Source organism: Pseudomonas chlororaphis subsp. chlororaphis, from assembly GCF_003945765.1.
Taxonomy (GTDB): Bacteria; Pseudomonadota; Gammaproteobacteria; order Pseudomonadales; family Pseudomonadaceae; genus Aquipseudomonas; species Aquipseudomonas chlororaphis.
This window is the reverse complement of the sequence record NZ_CP027712.1, coordinates 2,248,190-2,266,519: the sequence shown is the minus strand read 5'-3', so window position 1 is coordinate 2,266,519 and position 18,330 is coordinate 2,248,190. Positions and strand designations below refer to the sequence as shown.

Below are 18,330 nucleotides of genomic sequence, written 5' to 3'. Positions count from 1 at the left end.
CCATGGGCCCAGAAACAAAAACGGCAGCCTCGATGGCTGCCGTTTTTTTGCTGCTAGCGTCGACTCAGGCCAGACGCGCGAGCATTTCCTTGGCTTCGCTTTTCTGACCGTCGTTACCTTCGCTGATGACTTCGCCGAGAATATCCCGAGCGCCATCGTTATCGCCCATGTCGATGTAGGCCTGGGCCAGATCGAGCTTGGTCGCCACTTCATCGGCGCCGGAAAGGAAATCGAAATCCCCTTCGTCGGCACTGCCCGCGGCATCTTCCGCGGTAAAGGTCGGCTCGGCCAGGTCCGGCTGCTCGAGACTTTGCGACAAGCGATCCAGCTCGGCATTGACATCGTCCAGCTCGGAAGCGAAAGCATCCTTGGCAGCGGGCTGCGCATCCATCTCGTCAGCCAGGGACAAGTCGAAGTCCGCTGGCAGCTCAAGATCGTCGAGCGCAGCTTCGGTCACCGTAGGCACTTCGGCAGCCGGTAGATCCTTCAGGTCGTCATCCAGGCTGAGCAGGAATTCCTCATCGGCTTGCGCCGCGGCAGGAAGATCCTCACCCAGATCCAGGTCGAAATCCGACAGATCGTCCAGGCTTTCCTTGGCTTCGGTTTGCTGCTGCAGTACCGACTCGAAGCTCAGGTCGTCATCCAGCGGGAAGTCGTCCAGCTCGGGCTCAACTTGAGCAGGAACAGCCGGAGCAACCGGCGACGCCGAAGAGGCGGCCTCCAGATCGTCCAGGCTCAGATCGAAGTCGGTATCCAGGTCGTCGACAACCGGTGCCGGCGCTGGCTCCTGCGGCTCGTCGAGCAACAGCTCCTTGACGTATTGAGCATCCAGCGCCGCCGCCACGGCCGCAGCGCCGAGACCCGCGGCCGCCACAGCAGCCATTGCCGGGAAGCGACTTTTCAGCTGTTCGACTTCAGCGTGATTCTTGCCATTGGCCACCAACTGACGCTCCTGGGCCACAAAGGCGCTGCGATCGCCCTGATGACCGTAGACTTCCATCAGCTTCAAGCGCACCTCGCTACGCTGCGGCTCCAGCTTGACGGCCTCCTCCAGGATCGCCGCCGCCTGGTTCAGGCGACCGCCATCGATATGGGACTGGGCCTGATCCAGCACATCGGCCGGGTGCTCGACTGCGGCAGCCACCGGCGCCGCGTCCACCACAGGCGCCACGACCGGGACTGGAGCTGGAGCTGGAGCTGGAGCTGGAGCTGGAGCTGGAGCGAGCTTGACGCTCGGCGGTGGAACTTCAAGGCCTTCGAAGCTGCTTTCCGGCAAATCCAGATCCTTGGACAGATCAGACTCTTCGGACAGGGCGCGAGCCATGCGCAGATGCTTTTCTGCCTCCTGCTGAGCCTTGCGACGGCGAGCCAGCAACAGCAGCAGCAACAGCACCAGCACTGCCCCGCCGCCCGCCAGCCCCAGGAGGATCGGATTGGTCAGCAGGTCGTTGAATGTGTCCTCATCGGACGCCGGTGCTTGCGCCTGGGCCGGTGCCGCTTCAGCCGAGGCCTCGCCCGACGTTGCCGCAGGATCGGTCACTGGCGCCGCCGGGGTCGCAGGCTGCTCAGCCAGTTGTGCCGGCATGGCCGCGGTCGGTTGTGCTGGTGCCACGGCACCCGCCCCTTGCGCCTGCAATTTGGCCAACTGGTCGTTCTTCAATTCGATAAGGCGTTGCAGCTTGTCCAGCTGGCTTTGCAGGTCCGTCAGACGGCTTTTCAGCTCGGCGTTGTCACGCCGGGCCGTATCGAGGCTTTCCTGAGTCACCGCCAGCTTGTTGCTCAGCGCCTGGCTGTCGCCAGCCGCCCCCTTGCCTCGCGCCTTGCCCGACTCGGCAGACACCAGGCTCAGATTATCCTTGGCCGCGCCTTGCGCAGGCGCCTTGTCCGCGCCCGCGCGCCGGGTGCCATCCAGTTGCTGCTGAGCGCCACGCGGCGCCAGGCGGCGCCCCTGACGCCACGCCGTATTCTGCGCGGCGACCTCGGCGATCGCTTGCGGCTGCGGCAGGCTGGTGCTCTGCACGGCATCGGGCAGGCGCAATACCTGCCCGGTCTTCAGCCGGTTGATGTTGCCGTCGATAAAGGCATCCGGATTCAGCGCCTGGATGGCCAGCATGGTTTGCTGGACCGAACCGCCATTGCGGGCCTTGGCCGCAATCTCCCAGAGGGTATCGCGGGCCGAGGTGGTGTATTGAGCAGGCTTGCCGGCACCGGTGACCGGCGCGGCAACCGCTGGAGTTTGTGCCGCGGATTGCACGGCCGCTTCAGCGGTTTGCGGGGAAAACTTGGAAGGGTCGAGCAGGACGCTGTAGTCGCGCAGCAGACGGCCATTGGGCCACATCACCTGCACCAGGAACTTGACCATCGGCTCGGAGAGCGGCTGGCTCGACGTGACCCGCAGCACGCTCTTGCCGCTGGCATTGAGCACCGGCGTAAAGCTCAGGTCATTGAGAAAGGCCTGGCGATCGACGCCCGCCTTGGCGAAATCTTCAGGCGAGGCCAGGCTCGGCACCACCTCGGCGGCGGTGAGATCCTTGACGTCCAGCAACTCGATTTCTGCAACCAGTGGCTGGTTCAGAGTCGACTTCAGGGTCAGCTCCCCGAGCCCAAGCGCCTGCGCCATACCGGAGGACAGCGCCGACGCGGCCGCTATTGCTAACACCAGTTTGCGAACTTGAACCATAGCCTCATCCTTTGTTTGAACATTCCTCGGCCAGCGAGAAGGTGTTGTAGCGCTGCCGTAAGGCATTGCGTGCGGCCTGAAGGGCCGCTTCGCGCGATATATGTCTGCATGCCTTGGAAGCCCGCGACAGCAGCTCACCTCCAGCAACCAGCCAAGCATAGCGCCCAGCTAGAATCATTCTGCAAATTGTTGCCAAGTATCTTTTACAGAAGGTCTTTTATCAACAACTCAGCCAGCTGCACGGCGTTGAGCGCAGCCCCTTTGCGTACGTTATCTGACGTCAGCCAGAGATTAAGTTCCGCCGGGTCGTCGATCCCCGCGCGCACCCGACCAACGTAGACCACATCCTGCCCCACCGCATCGCCCACCGCGGTCGGGTAGTCGCCCGCCTCCACCAACTCGATGCCGGGCGCCGCTTCGAGCGCGGTATTGACCGCATCCAGGTCGATCGCCGTGGCTGACTGCAGAGTCACGCTATAGCTATCGCCAAAAAACACCGGGGCTTGAACACAAGTGACAGAAATCTTTAATAAAGGCTGCGCCAGCACCTCGCGCAACTCCCGGACCAGGCGTTTTTCCAACAAGGTGTGACCTTGCTCATCGGGCGTGCCGACCTGTGCCAACAGGTTGAATGCCATCTGCCGGTCGAAGAATCGCGGCTCCAACGGGCGCGCATTGAGCAGTTCGGCGGTCTGCCGCGCCAGCTCGGTTACCGCTTCACGGCCCTGGGTGGACACCGCGAGGCTGGCGGTCAGGTTGACCCGCTGGATCTCGAACAAGGCCTGCAACGGCGCCAGGACCACCGCCAGCGACGTGGCTGCGGCGCTGGGGCTGCTCAGTTGAACGGGCTTTTCCAGGCCGCTCAGCACCCGCTCGTTGGCTTCCGGCACCAGATTCGGTGCCTGGGCCGAAGGCAATGCGCCCGACAGGTCGATCACCGCGCAATTGGCCGCCGTCGCCCGAGGGGCGAAGCTCAGGGTCACCGCCGGGCCGGCAGCGAAAAACGCCAGCTGCACCTTGCTGAAATCGAACTCGTCGACCTCACGCACGCGCACATTTTTTCCACGAAACGGCACCGAGTGCCCCGCCGACTCGCTGCTGGCCAACAGGTGCAGGTTGGCGATCGGAAAATCGCGCTCTTCGAGAATCTGGACGAGGGTTTCGCCGACAGTACCGGTGGCACCGATCACGGCGATATCGAAGGACTGGTTCATGGTGCTACCTCTGGCGAAACGGGGGGAGCGGCACTTTACCCGGCGCTTGGGGGCGAGGCAATTTATCAGATCTGGCACATCAGACTTTTCGCAAACATGCTCATAGCCAGCAATCAGAGCTGCTCCGATATGAAAAAAGCCCGCGCCTCTTGCAAGGCGCGGGCTCTTTCAACGCATCAGAGCATCAACGCTCGAGCAGGATCCGCAGCATGCGGCGCAGCGGTTCGGCGGCACCCCACAGCAACTGGTCGCCGACGGTGAACGCGCCGAGGAACTGCGAGCCCATGTTCAGCTTGCGCAGACGGCCCACCGGGATGTTCAGGGTGCCGGTGACCTTGGTCGGGCTCAGCTCCTGCATGCTGATGTCACGCTGGTTCGGTACCAGCTTGACCCAAGGGTTGTGCTGGCTGATCAACCCTTCGATATCGGCGATCGGCACGTCCTTGTTCAGCTTGATGGTCAGCGCCTGGCTGTGGCAGCGCATGGCACCGATCCGCACGCAGATGCCGTCGACCGGGATCGGGCTCTTGAAGCGGCCGAGAATCTTGTTGGTCTCGGCCTGGGCCTTCCACTCTTCGCGGCTCTGGCCGTTTGGCAGTTCCTTGTCGATCCACGGGATCAGGCTGCCGGCCAGCGGCACACCGAAGTTCTCGGTCGGGTAGGCATCGCTGCGCATGGCTTCGGCGACCTTGCGGTCGATGTCGAGAATGGCGCTGGCCGGATTGGCCAGGTCATCCGCCACGGCGGCGTGGGTCGCGCCCATCTGCTTGATCAGTTCGCGCATGTTCTGCGCGCCGGCACCGGAGGCCGCCTGATAGGTCATGGCGCTCATCCACTCCACCAGACCGGCTTCGAACAGGCCGCCCAGGCCCATCAGCATCAGGCTGACGGTGCAGTTGCCGCCGATGTAGTTCTTGGTGCCGGAGTCCAGCTGCTGGTCGATGACCTTGCGGTTCACCGGGTCGAGGATGATCACCGCGTCATCCTGCATGCGCAGGCTGGAAGCGGCATCGATCCAGTAGCCCTGCCAGCCGGCTTCGCGCAGCTTGGGGAAGACTTCGCTGGTGTAGTCGCCACCCTGGCAGGTCAGAATCACGTCGAGGGTCTTCAGCTCTTCAATGCTGTAAGCGTCCTTGAGCGGAGCAATGTCCTTGCCCACGGACGGGCCTTGGCCACCGACATTGGAAGTGGTGAAAAACACCGGCTCGATAAGATCGAAGTCTTGCTCTTCCAGCATCCGCTGCATGAGCACGGAACCGACCATACCGCGCCAACCGATCAGACCTACACGTTTCATCGCAACTACACCTATACAAAAGTGGGCCACCGTCTGAGCGGTGGGCCCGAAAGATTACAGATTCCGCAGCGCGGCGACTACTGCATCGCCCATTTCCTGCGTACCCACCTTGGTGCAACCGGCCGACCAGATGTCGCCGGTGCGCAATCCCTGGTCCAGTACCAGGCTCACGGCCTGCTCGATGGCATCCGCCGCGTCGTTCAGGTTGAAGCTGTAACGCAGCATCATCGACACCGACAGAATGGTCGCCAGCGGGTTGGCGATGCCCTGCCCGGCGATGTCCGGCGCCGAACCGTGGCATGGCTCGTACATGCCCTTGTTGTTGGCATCCAGCGACGCCGACGGCAGCATGCCGATGGAACCGGTGAGCATCGACGCTTCGTCGGAAAGGATGTCGCCAAACATGTTGTCGGTGACCATCACGTCGAACTGCTTCGGCGCACGCACCAACTGCATGGCGGCGTTGTCGACGTACATGTGGCTCAGTTCGACATCCGGGTAATCCTTGGCCACCTGCTCGACCACTTCGCGCCACAGCTGGCTGGACGCCAGGACGTTGGCCTTGTCCACCGAGCAGAGCTTCTTGCCGCGCACACGGGCCATGTCGAAGCCGACCCGGGCGATGCGGCGGATTTCACTCTCGCTGTACGGCAGGGTGTCGTAGGACTGACGCTCGCCGTTTTCCAGCTCGCGGGTGCCACGTGGCGCGCCGAAGTAGATGCCGCCGGTCAGCTCGCGAACGATGAGGATGTCCAGGCCGGACACGATTTCCGGCTTGAGGCTGGAAGCATCGGCCAGTTGCGGATAAAGGATCGCCGGACGCAGGTTGCCGAACAGGCCCAACTGCGCGCGAATTTTCAGCAGGCCGCGCTCAGGGCGGATATCACGCTCGATCTTGTCCCATTTCGGGCCGCCCACGGCGCCCAGCAGGACCGCGTCGGCAGCCCGCGCACGGTCCAGGGTCTCGTCGGCCAGCGGCACGCCATGCTTGTCGATGGCCGCGCCACCGATCACGTCATGGCTCAGCTCGAAGCCCAGGCTGTACTTGGCGTTGGCCAGCTCCAGCACCTTGACCGCCTCGGCCATGATTTCCGGGCCGATACCGTCGCCTGGGAGAATCAGAATCTGCTTGCTCATGTTTTCCTCATTTGCTCTGTCGGTGTGCTGGTTGGCACGCCCGGAAAAATGCTGTTGCCTGGCCTGCGGCGTCCGCTCACTCGTAGAGAACGAAGCGCTGGCCCGAATATCAAGCCGTCATGGCTTTTTTGGGCGGTTGCAGCGAGCAAAAAGCTCGCTCCTACAGGTTGTGTGTCCTCTCCTGCCGGAGCGAGCTGGCTCGCCATCAATGCATCACTTTAACGCCGATCAGGCGTCGCGAAACAACCACGGCTGGCTGGCCCGATGCTTGGCCTCGAAGGCGGCAATCGCGTCGCCGTCCTGCAAGGTCAGGCCGATATCGTCCAGGCCGTTGAGCAGGCAATGCTTGCGGAACGCATCGATCTCGAACTTCAACACCTTGCCATCGGGACGGGTCACGGTCTGGGCCTGCAGGTCGATCTGCAACTGGTAGCCCGGATTGGCCTCGACCTGCTGGAACAATTCATCGACTTCAGCATCGCTGAGGATGATCGGCAGCAAGCCGTTCTTGAAGCTGTTGTTGAAGAAGATGTCAGCGTAGCTCGGGGCAATGATGCTGCGAAAACCATATTCTTCCAACGCCCAAGGCGCGTGCTCACGGCTGGAGCCGCAGCCGAAGTTTTCCCGGGCCAGCAATACACTGGCGCCCTGGTAGCGCTCGGCGTTGAGCACGAAATCCTTGTTCAACGGACGCTTGGAGTTGTCCTGGTACGGCTGGCCGACATCCAGGTAGCGCCACTCGTCGAACAGGTTCGGGCCGAAGCCGGTGCGCTTGATCGACTTGAGGAACTGCTTGGGAATGATCTGATCGGTGTCGACGTTGGCACGATCCAAAGGCGCGACAAGACCGGTGTGCTGGGTGAAAGCTTTCATGCTGCGCTCCTTAGATCAATTCACGGACGTCGACGAAACGACCGTTGACGGCGGCGGCCGCGGCCATGGCCGGGCTGACCAGGTGAGTACGGCCACCGGCGCCCTGGCGACCTTCGAAGTTGCGGTTCGAGGTCGAAGCGCAATGCTCGCCGGACTCCAAACGGTCCGGGTTCATCGCCAGGCACATCGAGCAGCCCGGCTCGCGCCATTCGAAGCCCGCTTCGAGGAAGATCTTATCCAGGCCTTCCGACTCCGCCTGGGCCTTCACCAGGCCCGAACCCGGGACCACGATCGCCTGCTTGATGGTCGAAGCCACCTTGCGGCCCTTGGCGATAACCGCCGCGGCGCGCAGGTCTTCGATCCGCGAGTTGGTGCAGGAACCGATGAATACCCGGTCCAGCTGGATGTCGGTGATCGCCTGGTTGGCGGTCAAACCCATGTATTTCAAGGCACGGACGATGGAGTCGCGCTTGACCAGGTCCATTTCCTTGGCCGGGTCCGGCACGTTCTGATCGACCGCCAACACCATCTCGGGCGAAGTGCCCCAGCTGACTTGCGGCTTGATCTGCGCGGCATCCAGCTCCACCACGGTGTCGAACTTGGCATCGGCGTCGGACACCAGGTCCTTCCAGGCTTCAACGGCGAGGTCCCATTCCGCGCCCTTGGGGGCGAATGGACGACCCTTGACGTATTCCACGGTCTTTTCGTCCGCCGCCACCAGGCCCACACGGGCGCCGGCTTCGATGGACATGTTGCAGATGGTCATGCGGCCTTCGACGGACAGGTCGCGAATCGCGCTGCCGGCGAACTCGATGGCATGGCCGTTACCGCCAGCGGTGCCGATCTTGCCGATCACAGCCAGGACGATGTCCTTGGCGGTCACGCCAAATGGCAACTTGCCCTCGACCCGCACCAGCATGTTTTTCATTTTCTTGGCGACCAGGCACTGGGTGGCGAGCACGTGCTCGACCTCGGAGGTGCCGATGCCGTGCGCCAGGGCGCCAAAGGCACCGTGGGTCGAGGTGTGGGAGTCGCCGCAGACCACGGTCATGCCGGGCAAGGTGGCGCCCTGCTCCGGGCCGATGACGTGAACGATGCCCTGACGCACGTCGTTCATCTTGAATTCGACGATGCCGTATTCGTCACAGTTGTCGTCGAGGGTCTGAACCTGCAAACGCGAGACCTGGTCGGCGATAGCGCTGATGCCGCCCTTGCGCTCCGGCGTGGTCGGTACGTTGTGGTCCGGGGTCGCGATGTTGGCATCGATGCGCCAAGGCTTGCGCCCGGCCAGACGCAGGCCTTCGAAGGCTTGCGGCGAGGTCACTTCGTGGATGATGTGACGATCGATATAGATCAGCGCCGAGCCATCGTCGCGCTGCTTGACCAAATGCGAATCCCAGAGCTTGTCGTAGAGCGTTTTGCCGGCCATCAGACGGTTCCTCATCATTTTCTATGCCGCGGGTCTCTGACACCGGTCAATAACCCCTTGGCTTGTGAGGCTGATGCTATGGCGTTACATTAAATAACTCAAATTCATATTTTTTATACTTTGGATAACCGACTGGAATACGACCATGGACCTGGCCAACCTCAATGCCTTTATCGCGATTGCCGAAACCGGCAGCTTCTCCGGAGCCGGCGAGCGCCTGCACCTGACCCAGCCGGCCATCAGCAAGCGCATCGCCGGCCTTGAGCAACAGCTCAATGTCCGGCTGTTCGATCGCCTGGGCCGCGAAGTGGGCCTGACCGAGGCCGGACGCGCCCTGCTGCCGCGGGCTTATCAGATCCTCAACGTGCTGGACGACACCCGCCGGGCGCTGACCAACCTGACCGGCGAAGTCAGCGGCCGCCTGACCCTGGCGACCAGCCACCATATCGGTCTGCACCGCCTGCCGCCCCTGCTGCGCGCCTTTACCCGCCGATACCCGGAAGTGGCCCTGGACATCCAGTTTCTCGACTCGGAAGTGGCCTATGAAGAGATCCTCCATGGTCGCGCCGAGCTGGCGGTGATCACCCTGGCCCCCGAACCCCATACACTGGTCAAGGCCACTCCGGTGTGGAACGACCCGCTGGACTTCGTCGCCGCCCCCGAGCATCCGCTAGTGAGCAACGGCACGGTCAGCCTGGCCGATATCGCCCTGCATCCGGCGGTATTTCCCGGCGGCAACACCTTCACTCACCATATTGTCCAGCGCCTGTTCGAGGCCCAGGGCCTGACGCCGAACATCGCCATGAGCACTAACTATCTGGAAACCATCAAGATGATGGTGTCCATCGGCCTGGCCTGGAGCGTCTTGCCGCGCACCATGCTCGACGATCAGGTGGCGCGCATTCCTTTACCGGGCATACAGCTCACTCGCCAGCTAGGCTATATCCTGCATACCGAACGGACGCTGTCGAATGCTGCGCGGGCTTTCATGGCCTTACTGGATGCACAAGTCGATTGGCCAGGGACCAAGGCGTAAGCGTCCCGGCATGACTTATGCCACCTCTTTGCTTGCCTGAACCTGCGCCTAACGCTCTTTTCAGCCCAAGGCCCGCTGCTCATGCCAAAACCCGCTGACCGTCTACCGCCCATGCCGCGCGTTCACGCGCTCGACCCGAAACAGTCGGAGCAAAGCTGGGAGAGCGCCCCGCAGTTGCTTGCCGCACTCAATGGCGCACGGCTGGGCGCCTGGTACTGGGACATCGAAAGCGGGCAAATCAGCTGGTCGCGGGGCACCCAGGCGCTGTTTGGCTTCGATCCGCGCCAGCCGCTGCCCAAAGACCTGGAATACCTCGACCTGCTGCCTGAGGAAGACCGCGCCAAAACCATTCGCGCCTTCCATTCGGTGCTGGCCGGCGCGCCGCTGGAACAGGCGATGCATCACCGCATCCGCTGGCCCGACGGCAGCCTGCACTGGCTGGAAATCAACGGCAGCGTGCTGCCGGACAAACATGGCAAGCCCCGAATGATCGGGGTGATTCGCGAAATCACCCACCAACGCCAGCGGGAACAAGCCCTCAGCAGTTCGGAAAAACGTTTTGCCACGCTGTTTCACCTGTGCCCGAACATGGTGCTGCTGACCCGCCTGGAAGACGGCCTGATCAGCGAAGCCAACCAGTACTTCGAAAGCCTCTTCGGCTGGCCGGTGCAGCATGTCATCGGCCGCACCACCCTCGAACTGGGCCTGTGGGTCGACCCGGAACAACGCGCGCAAATGGTCAAGGCGGTACAAAAGCGCGGCCAGGCCGCCACCCTCGAGGTGCAACTGCGCGCCAGCAACGGGCAGATTCACGACGGTATTCTCAGTGCCCAGAAAGTCGAGCTGGAAGGCCAGGCCTACCTGCTCAGCACCTTTCTCGACACCAGCGAACGCAAGCTCGCCGAACAGGCCCTCAAGGACAGCCAGGAGCGCCTCGACCTGGCGCTGGACTCGGCCCAGCTCGGCACCTGGGACTGGCACATTCCCAGCGGCATGCTCTACGGCTCGGCCCGCGCCGCGCAGCTGCATGGCCTGGAGCCGATGCCGTTCCATGAGTCCTTCGATGCATTTTTCGAGGGCGTGCCCGACGAAGAGCGCAACAGCATGCGCGATGCCTACCGCAGCCTGCGCGAAGGCCCGGCCGGCAATTATCAACTGACCTACCGCGTGCAACTGGCCGATGGCTCGTCACGCTTTCTGGAAAGCCGCGCCCGCCTCTACCGCGATGAGCAGGGCCATCCGCTGCGCATGGCCGGGACCTTGCTGGACATTACCGAACAGGTCGAGCGCGAGCAGCGCCTGGTGACGTCCGAGGAAAAGTTCGCCAGCCTGTTCCAGGTCAGCCCGGACCCGATCTGCGTCACGCTCCAGGAAACCGGGCAGCTCATCGAGATCAACTCCAGCTTCACCCAGACCTTCGGCTGGACCGCCGACGAAGTGCTCAACCGCAGCGCCGACGAAATCGGTCTCTGGGACGACTCCGCCCAGCGCCTGCAACGGGTCGAGCAGGTAATCCGCGAACAGGCGCTGAACAACGTCGCGGTGGTGGTCCGGCACAAGGACGGGCACCCCCTGGCCTGCATCATTTCCAGCCGGCAGATCACCGTCGACAAACAGCCGTGCATTGTCACCACGCTGCGCGACATCACCCAGCAACAACGCTCCGAGGCCGCGCTCAAGGCCAGCGAAGAGAAGTTCGCCAAGGCATTCCACTCCAGCCCCGACGCTATCACCATCACCGAGCGCGACACCGGGCGTTACCTGGAGGTCAACGACGGCTTCTGCCGGCTGACCGGCTACCGCGCCGAAGAAGTGATCGGCCGTACCGTGTATCAGGTCGGTATCTGGGCCGAGGAAAAACAGCGCTCGATCCTGCTCGCCGAGCTGCAGCTCAAAGGTCGGGTCAATCACCTGGAAATGCTCGGCCGCAACAAGCGTGGCGATATCCTGACAGTCGAGGTCTCGATCGAACCCATTACCCTCAATGAAACCCCCTGCCTGCTGCTCACCGCGCGGGACGTCAGCCTGCTGAAAAATGCCCAGGCACAGATTCGCCACCTGGCCTACCACGACCCGCTGACCAACCTGCCCAACCGCGCGCTGTTGATGGACCGCCTGAGCCAGCAGATCGCCCTGCTCAAGCGCCACAACCTGCGCGGCGCCCTGCTGTTCCTCGACCTGGACCATTTCAAGCACATCAACGATTCCCTCGGCCATCCGGTGGGCGACACCGTGCTGAAGATCGTCACCGCGCGGCTCGAAGCCAGCGTGCGCATGGAAGACACCGTGGCACGCCTGGGCGGCGATGAGTTCGTGGTCCTGCTCAGCGGCCTGGAAGGCAGCCGCAGCGAAGTCAGCGAGCAGGTGCGTGAACTGGCCGATACCCTGCGCGAGCTGCTGTCCGAACCGATGTTCCTTGACGGCCAGCGCCTGCAGGTGACCCCGAGCATCGGCGTGGCGCTGATTCCCGATCACGGCTCGACCCCCACCGACCTGCTCAAGCGCGCCGACATCGCGCTGTACCGGGCCAAGGACTCCGGGCGCAACACCACCCAGATGTTCCACAACACCATGCAGAAAGCTGCCAGCGAGCGCATGCGCATGGAGACCGACCTGCGTCTGGCGCTGTCCCGGGGCGAATTCAGCCTGCATTTCCAGCCCCAGGTCGATGCCCGCGACAACCGCATCGTCGGCGCCGAGGCCCTGGTGCGCTGGCACCACCCCGAACTGGGGGCGCAATCGCCCACCGAGTTCATCAAGGTCCTGGAAGACAGCGGCCTGATCCTCGAGGTCGGCACCTGGATTCTCGACGAAGCCTGCCAGGCCTTCAGCCAGCTGATCGCCGAAGGTCTGGTGGACCCGCTCGACTTCAGCCTGTGCGTGAACATCAGCCCGCGACAGTTCCGCCAGAACGACTTCGTCGAGCGTATAGAGCACAGCCTGAGCCATTACCAGCTGCCGCCTTCGCTGCTGAAGCTGGAGATCACCGAAGGCATCGTGATCCAGAACCTGGAAGACACCATCGGCAAGATGCGGCGCCTGAAAAAACTTGGCGTGAGTTTCGCCATGGACGACTTCGGCACCGGTTATTCGTCGCTGACCTACCTCAAGCGCTTGCCGGTGGATGCGCTGAAGATCGATCAGTCCTTCGTCCGCGATGCGACCCACGACCCCAACGACGCGGAGATCGTGCGCGCCATCGTCGCCATGGCCCGCAGCCTGGACCTGAAGGTGATCGCCGAAGGCGTGGAAACCGCGGAGCAGCTCGAGTTCCTGCAAGGCCTGGGCTGCCATTTGTATCAGGGTTACCTGCACAGCCGACCGCTGCCGCTGGAGGGGTTGAAAGCCCTGCTGGTCTGAGCGGACGACATGCAATCGCCGGCCTGACAGATCAACGGGGCAGCAATTGCCAGTGTTTGGCACAACCTGTAGGGTCGCGTTTTTTGTGACGCCCACGAGATCGATCATGCAGGATGCAACCCTCCCCCGCCCGGCCCTTCTGGGCATTGACCTTGGCACCACCAACAGCCTGATCGCCGTCTGGCAGGACGGCCGCGCCCAGTTGATCCCCAACGCCCTCGGCGATGTCCTGACCCCGTCGGTGGTCAGCCTCGATGAAGACGACAGCATCCTGGTGGGCAAGGCCGCGCGGGCCCGCCTGACAACCCACCCGGAACGCACGGCCGCGGCCTTCAAGCGCTTCATGGGCAGCGACAAGCGCCTCGAACTGGGCGGCCGGCCGTTCAGCCCGGAAGAACTCTCGGCGCTGGTGATCGGTTCGCTCAAACAGGATGCCGAAGCCTTTCTCGGCCATCCGGTGCAGGAAGCGGTGATTTCGGTGCCCGCCTACTTCAGCGACGAACAACGCAAGCGCACGCTGTTCGCCGCCGAACTGGCGGGCCTGACGGTGTCGCGGCTGATCAACGAGCCGACCGCGGCCGCCATGGCCTACGGGCTGCACGAACAGAAGTTCGAACGCACGCTGATCTTCGACCTGGGCGGCGGCACCTTCGACGTCACGGTGCTGGAATACGCACTGCCGCTGATTGAGGTGCATGCCTCCACCGGCGACAACTTCCTGGGCGGCGAGGACTTTACCGAGGCCTTGTTGCAGGCCTGCCTCAAGGACTGGCAACTCACCCCGGCGCAGATCGACGCCCAGGGCATGGCCAGCCTGGGCGACGCCCTGGAGCAGCTCAAGTGCGCACTCGCCGAAGGCACTCAGTCACTGAGCTGGCGCCATGGGGACACGTCATATGAATGGACGCTGGACGAAGCGCTGGCACTGAAGATCTGGGAACCGCTGCTGGCCCGGTTGCGGGCGCCCATCGAACAGGCCCTGCGCGATGCCCGCCTCAAGCCTCGCGACCTCGACAGCCTGGTGCTGGTAGGCGGCGCCACCCGGATGCCGGCGGTGCAGCAGATGGTCGCCACCCTGTTCGGCCGCCTGCCTTACCGCCATCTCGACCCGGATACGATCGTCGCGCTGGGCGCCGCCACCCAGGCCGCCTGCAAGGCCCGGGACGGGGCCATCGAAGAATTGATCCTGACTGACGTCTGCCCCTACACCCTGGGGATTTCCACCCGTCGCGGCGAACAGGTCAGCGGGGCCTTTTCGCCAATCATCGAACGCAACACGGTAATCCCGACCTCACGGGTGCAGCAGTTCTACACCACACATCCGCATCAGGCGTTTATCCGCATCGAGGTGTACCAAGGCGAGCGGCCCTGGGTACGGGACAATATTTTCATCGACGCCTTCGACGTGCCCCTAACGCCCAGCGAACAGATCCAGTCCCTGGACGTGCGCTTCAGCTATGACATCAATGGCCTGCTCGAAGTCGACGTCACCCTGCTGGCCAGCGGCGAACGCCATAGCCACAGCATCGACCGCAGCCCCACCGGGCTCGATGCGCAATCCCGGCAGGCCAGCCATGAGCGGCTGACCGCGCTGAAAATCCATCCTCGCGACGCCCTGCCCAACCGCACCCTGCTGGCACGCCTGGAACGGGCGTGGGCGCAAAGCCTGGGCGACGAGCGCGAGCGCATCGCCGACTGGCTGGGCACCTTCACCGCCGTGCTCGGTGGCCAGCAACCGACGGAGATTGCCAGCCATCGGACCCAACTGAACAAGGCGCTGGATCAACTGCGTCTCTAGCCGTTGAGCCGCCGCAAGCTGGCCTGCAAACCACCGGGCAGCGCGTCTTCACCCGCGCTGTCGGGCGGTACGCCATAGCGGTTGGGCAGCTTGTCGCCGGGAAAGGCGAACAGGATCAGCGACAGAAATGGAAAGAACACCGACAGACCGCCCAGCACCAGCAAGGTCGGGATACCACGCCCCATGTCATGCAGGCGGCGCAGAATCGCCCCGAGTAAAAACAGGCTGCCCAGCAATGACACAACGATCGCGGACAGCGACGTGCCGCTGAACAACGCGGCCAGCGGGGTGACCAGCACAGCGCCCAGCACCTGCCAGAAAAACGCCCCGCGTCCCAGCCGTGTGCCCAGGCGCCAGAACGCCGTGGCGGGCGTCGGACGGCTGTCGCCCTTAGCCAGCAGCAGACGCTCGCTCCAGGACAGCAGCGCACTGAAGGCAAACCGCAGGCCGAGCCCGTGTTCCGGATTGTCCTTGGCCCGCTGCATGCGCAGCAGCACTTTCTGCCGAGGCACACCGGCACCGCCGTAACGCACCAGCCCCTTGAGCACATCGAGGGCCAGGTAAAAGGCCTCGCTGTCGATCCCTTCGTCTTCGACCAGCATCTGCTGCGGCGGCCGTGGCGGCTCGCCCTTGATCAAGCCGTGGCGGAAGCCGTCGAACCAGTCCTGGGGATTGGTGATTTCGGTAATCCGATCGAGCAGGTATCGACGCTGCTGCGCATCGATCACCGGGTCGTGATACAGCACACCACTCAAGAGCATGCGCCCGAGCAAATCGTCCGCGAAGGCGTGCAGGTCGCTGCGCAGACATGCGAACAAGCGCTCATCGCTCAACAACCGCGCACTGTCGAGCGCTTCCTGGACGCCAAGCAATTGCCGGTCGAGCAAGGCATGCAGCGGATCGTCCAATTGCAGCCAGCCGAGCAAAGCGCTCAGGTCGCCCTGTTCGCGCTGTAACTGGGCAAGCTGCGGCTGCAGCCGGCTGAGCGGATGGGACGGATTGAGCGCCAGGCGCTCCAGGCACCGCGAGTCGATCAATTGCCACCAGCGTTCCGGCTGCTCCAGCAACGCCATCAGGAACAGCGTATGGGCGTACCAGTGCCAGACCGCCTCTCCCGTCCCTGGCGGCGGCAACACTACGCCATGCTGGCTCAGTTGCAGCAGCAGGTTCAGTTCCGACAAATCGCTAGCGGCATCCGTATCGCTCAATTCGAAAAACTCGGCGATACGCTCCAGGGCAGCGTGACCGTAAGGACGCAATCGGCGCAGCCACACACGGCAGATCTTATGCGGCTCACCGGTTGTCAGCGCAGCGGCCAGTTGCACCGAAGCAGCCCCTTCATCGATGAAGGCCTTCATCGCCAACGGAATCGGTGCCTGGTTCAACCAGCGCAGGTGCTGCCCGGCCTGGTCCTTGAACCCGCTCAGCACCAGGCCTTCGAGGGCATCCAGCGGCTGCGGCTCGTCCAGCACCTGTTGCAACAGGTCTGCTGCGCCACGGTGCAAGGCCCAGGCATGCCGGTACAGGCGCAACAACCGGGTGTCGGTGTTCTGGCCCAGCAACTGTGCCAGCAAGGGCAACTCGTCGCCGGTCATCCGCCAGTCGATAAAGGCCTGCGCCAACCCCTGCAGCTCGAGCCGGCCAACGCCGAGCCAGCGGATCAGCGTCTCGGGGCGTTGTGAAGGGCTGCCGTATTCCTGGGTGACATGGGCGAGATCGGTGGACCAGCCGCTGAAATTCTCCAGACGATCAAACGCCTGGATCAGCAGCGGCAAAAAGTCCGGCTGACGTTTGGCGCACAACGCCAGCAATTGGCTCTCGGCCTTGGGATGACGATGCTCCTGCCAAAGCCGGACCCAGCAAGGCAACGCCTGATCGTCCAGCCCCAGCAGGCTGTTCTGGCACGCCAGCAGGTAAAGCCAGTCCACATCATCCGGGGCTTCGCGCTGCTGCTCGATGCACAACTGCAGCAACCCCTGGCCACCGATGCCGGCCTGGGTGAATTGCACCAGCAAGCGCTTGATGAAGAGCGCATCATTCGGCAACGGCAGGCAGGTGTGTTGGCTGGCGAAGCCTTCGTATTCGTGGAGCGGTCGCCGGTCGAAGATGAAGTCGAGACTGCGCGCGTACCACAGGCTTTCGGTCTGCGCCGGTTCCGACCAATTCCCCATCAGCACCGTGTCGAAAGGGTCCGGGGTCTTGATCCGGTTCAGATAGTCCTCGACATGACGGGCCTGATCGAACCCCAGCTCCAGCAACTGATGCTCCCAGCCCATGCGCTGGGCCAGCAGGCCCGCGCAACGATGGGACAGCGGCCCGGCGTTGGCCGTCCGCCCGAACAACTCCCAGCGCAGGTCATCGAGCATGCCGAGCGGCAGTTGATCCAGTGTCTTGATAAAGGCCTGCCAGGCCTCAGGATTGAAGCGTCGCGCCGGATCACTCAGCAGCGCATCAAAATCGAGGATGGCCTGCGCAGGCGCAGGCTCGCTCTCCTGCGCCGCTTCAAGTTCCTGCGCCTTGTCACGCACCAGCCGCAGGGCACTCTCATAGGCCTGGCGCAGTGCTTGGAACCCTTCGGGATCGGTCTCCGGGTGATGCTCCGGCAGACGGGCACGATAGGCATTGCGAATCAGCGTTTCATCGGTGGTAGGGTCGATACCCAGCTTTATCCAGCAACTCATGACCAGTCGAACTCCTCAAGCGACGCCGGACGTTGCGGCAAATCCAGTTCCAGATGCCAAGGCAGGTCCGCCAGGCAGTCCGCCATGTTTTGCGCAAGCCCCTGGGCGATCATCAGGCTGTTGGGGTTCTCCCCCTGTCGATCCAGCTCGTAAGCCAGTTCGTCGTCGCTATTGCCCAGGCAACCCCAGAACGCGCGGCCAACCAGGAAACCATTGAAATAGGCGAACCAGCTGCCGTAGTGGTATTGCGCCCTGACCGCCAGCCGGCCGTGCAGCCACAGGCTCTCGGCCAGATCGATCCACTGGTTGCGCACGCCACAACGCAAGAGAAACCCCATGCGCCCGTAATCCCAGGCCAGGATCCCGCCCGGGCCGCAAGCACCAAAGGTACGGCTGGCGAACTCATGCAGGATGCGTTCACGGGGCTCGAGGGTCTCGAGCAGGGCCTGCCACTCGCTCGGCAGGCAGCGCTGCCAGGCGCGATAGGCGTCGTCGAGGCGGGCGGCGTGACCGTGGTCAGTCATCTTTTCCAGCATGTCCAACAACTGCCGTCGGTCACCGATGCCCCAACTGCCTTGCAGGTCGATGGATTCCGGGCCGGGGTAGAACGCGGGGTTGTCGTATCCGGCGCGAGGGTTGAGCGCAACCATCGGCGCAGAGAGGCTCCACAGCCAGCGCTGGTGTATCTCGTCCATGAAAAAGGCTCCAAGCCGACCAGTGAGGAATGGGGGGTCGGCAAAACTGCGGCGGATTGTAGAGAAACCATCGCAGGCAGCAAAGGTGAACGATGATTCTGCCGGGCATAAAAAAGGCCCCGACAAGTCG

General features: G+C 63.3%; 11 protein-coding genes. 3 read left to right on the top strand and 8 right to left on the bottom strand.

Translation table 11 applies throughout. From position 1 onward, the window contains the following. Nucleotides 1-64: 64 nt before the first annotated feature. From C4K27_RS10320 to leuC, 6 genes are all read right to left on the bottom strand, one after another. A complete protein-coding gene (locus C4K27_RS10320) occupies nucleotides 65-2,680 on the bottom strand; it encodes a motility hub landmark protein FimV (protein WP_053260340.1) in 2,616 nt (871 codons plus the stop codon). Nucleotides 2,681-2,883: 203 nt separating this feature from the next. After that, nucleotides 2,884-3,894, bottom strand: a complete 1,011-nt coding sequence (locus C4K27_RS10315; protein ID WP_053260339.1) for an aspartate-semialdehyde dehydrogenase — start codon at nucleotides 3,892-3,894, stop codon at nucleotides 2,884-2,886. 184 nt (nucleotides 3,895-4,078) lie between these two features. Continuing rightward, nucleotides 4,079-5,191: an aspartate-semialdehyde dehydrogenase gene (gene asd, locus C4K27_RS10310; RefSeq protein WP_007921989.1), complete on the bottom strand. Its 1,113-nt coding sequence runs from the start codon at nucleotides 5,189-5,191 to the stop codon at nucleotides 4,079-4,081. A gap of 54 nt (nucleotides 5,192-5,245) precedes the next feature. Continuing rightward, complete coding sequence (gene leuB, locus C4K27_RS10305; protein WP_053260338.1) at nucleotides 5,246-6,328, bottom strand: 3-isopropylmalate dehydrogenase; 1,083 nt, start codon at nucleotides 6,326-6,328, stop codon at nucleotides 5,246-5,248. A gap of 228 nt (nucleotides 6,329-6,556) precedes the next feature. Further along, nucleotides 6,557-7,201 carry a 3-isopropylmalate dehydratase small subunit gene (gene leuD / locus C4K27_RS10300; protein ID WP_007921993.1) on the bottom strand — a complete coding sequence of 215 codons (645 nt, stop codon included), beginning with the start codon at nucleotides 7,199-7,201 and terminating at the stop codon, nucleotides 6,557-6,559. Between the two features lie 10 nt (nucleotides 7,202-7,211). Next, nucleotides 7,212-8,630, bottom strand: a complete 1,419-nt coding sequence (gene leuC / locus C4K27_RS10295) for a 3-isopropylmalate dehydratase large subunit (RefSeq protein WP_009043027.1) — start codon at nucleotides 8,628-8,630, stop codon at nucleotides 7,212-7,214. A gap of 145 nt (nucleotides 8,631-8,775) precedes the next feature. Between leuC and C4K27_RS10290 the strand changes: the two genes are divergently transcribed. From C4K27_RS10290 to C4K27_RS10280, 3 genes are all read left to right on the top strand, one after another. Further along, the gene (locus C4K27_RS10290; RefSeq protein ID WP_053260337.1) at nucleotides 8,776-9,666 is read left to right on the top strand and encodes a LysR family transcriptional regulator; all 891 of its coding nucleotides are present in this window, start codon (nucleotides 8,776-8,778) and stop codon (nucleotides 9,664-9,666) included. 81 nt (nucleotides 9,667-9,747) lie between these two features. Further along, complete coding sequence (locus C4K27_RS10285) at nucleotides 9,748-13,026, top strand: sensor domain-containing protein (protein WP_053260336.1); 3,279 nt, start codon at nucleotides 9,748-9,750, stop codon at nucleotides 13,024-13,026. Nucleotides 13,027-13,132: 106 nt separating this feature from the next. Next, a complete protein-coding gene (locus C4K27_RS10280; protein WP_053260335.1) occupies nucleotides 13,133-14,824 on the top strand; it encodes a molecular chaperone HscC in 1,692 nt (563 codons plus the stop codon). Here the strand turns inward: C4K27_RS10280 and C4K27_RS10275 are convergent. Beyond that, nucleotides 14,821-17,505, bottom strand: coding sequence for a DUF805 domain-containing protein (locus tag C4K27_RS10275; protein WP_053260334.1), 2,685 nt, complete (start codon nucleotides 17,503-17,505; stop codon nucleotides 14,821-14,823). The genes C4K27_RS10280 and C4K27_RS10275 overlap by 4 nt on opposite strands. After that, nucleotides 17,502-18,200, bottom strand: a complete 699-nt coding sequence (locus tag C4K27_RS10270) for a DUF1266 domain-containing protein (RefSeq protein WP_053260333.1) — start codon at nucleotides 18,198-18,200, stop codon at nucleotides 17,502-17,504. The genes C4K27_RS10275 and C4K27_RS10270 overlap by 4 nt, the downstream gene beginning before the upstream one ends. Between the last annotated feature and the right edge of the window lie 130 nt (nucleotides 18,201-18,330).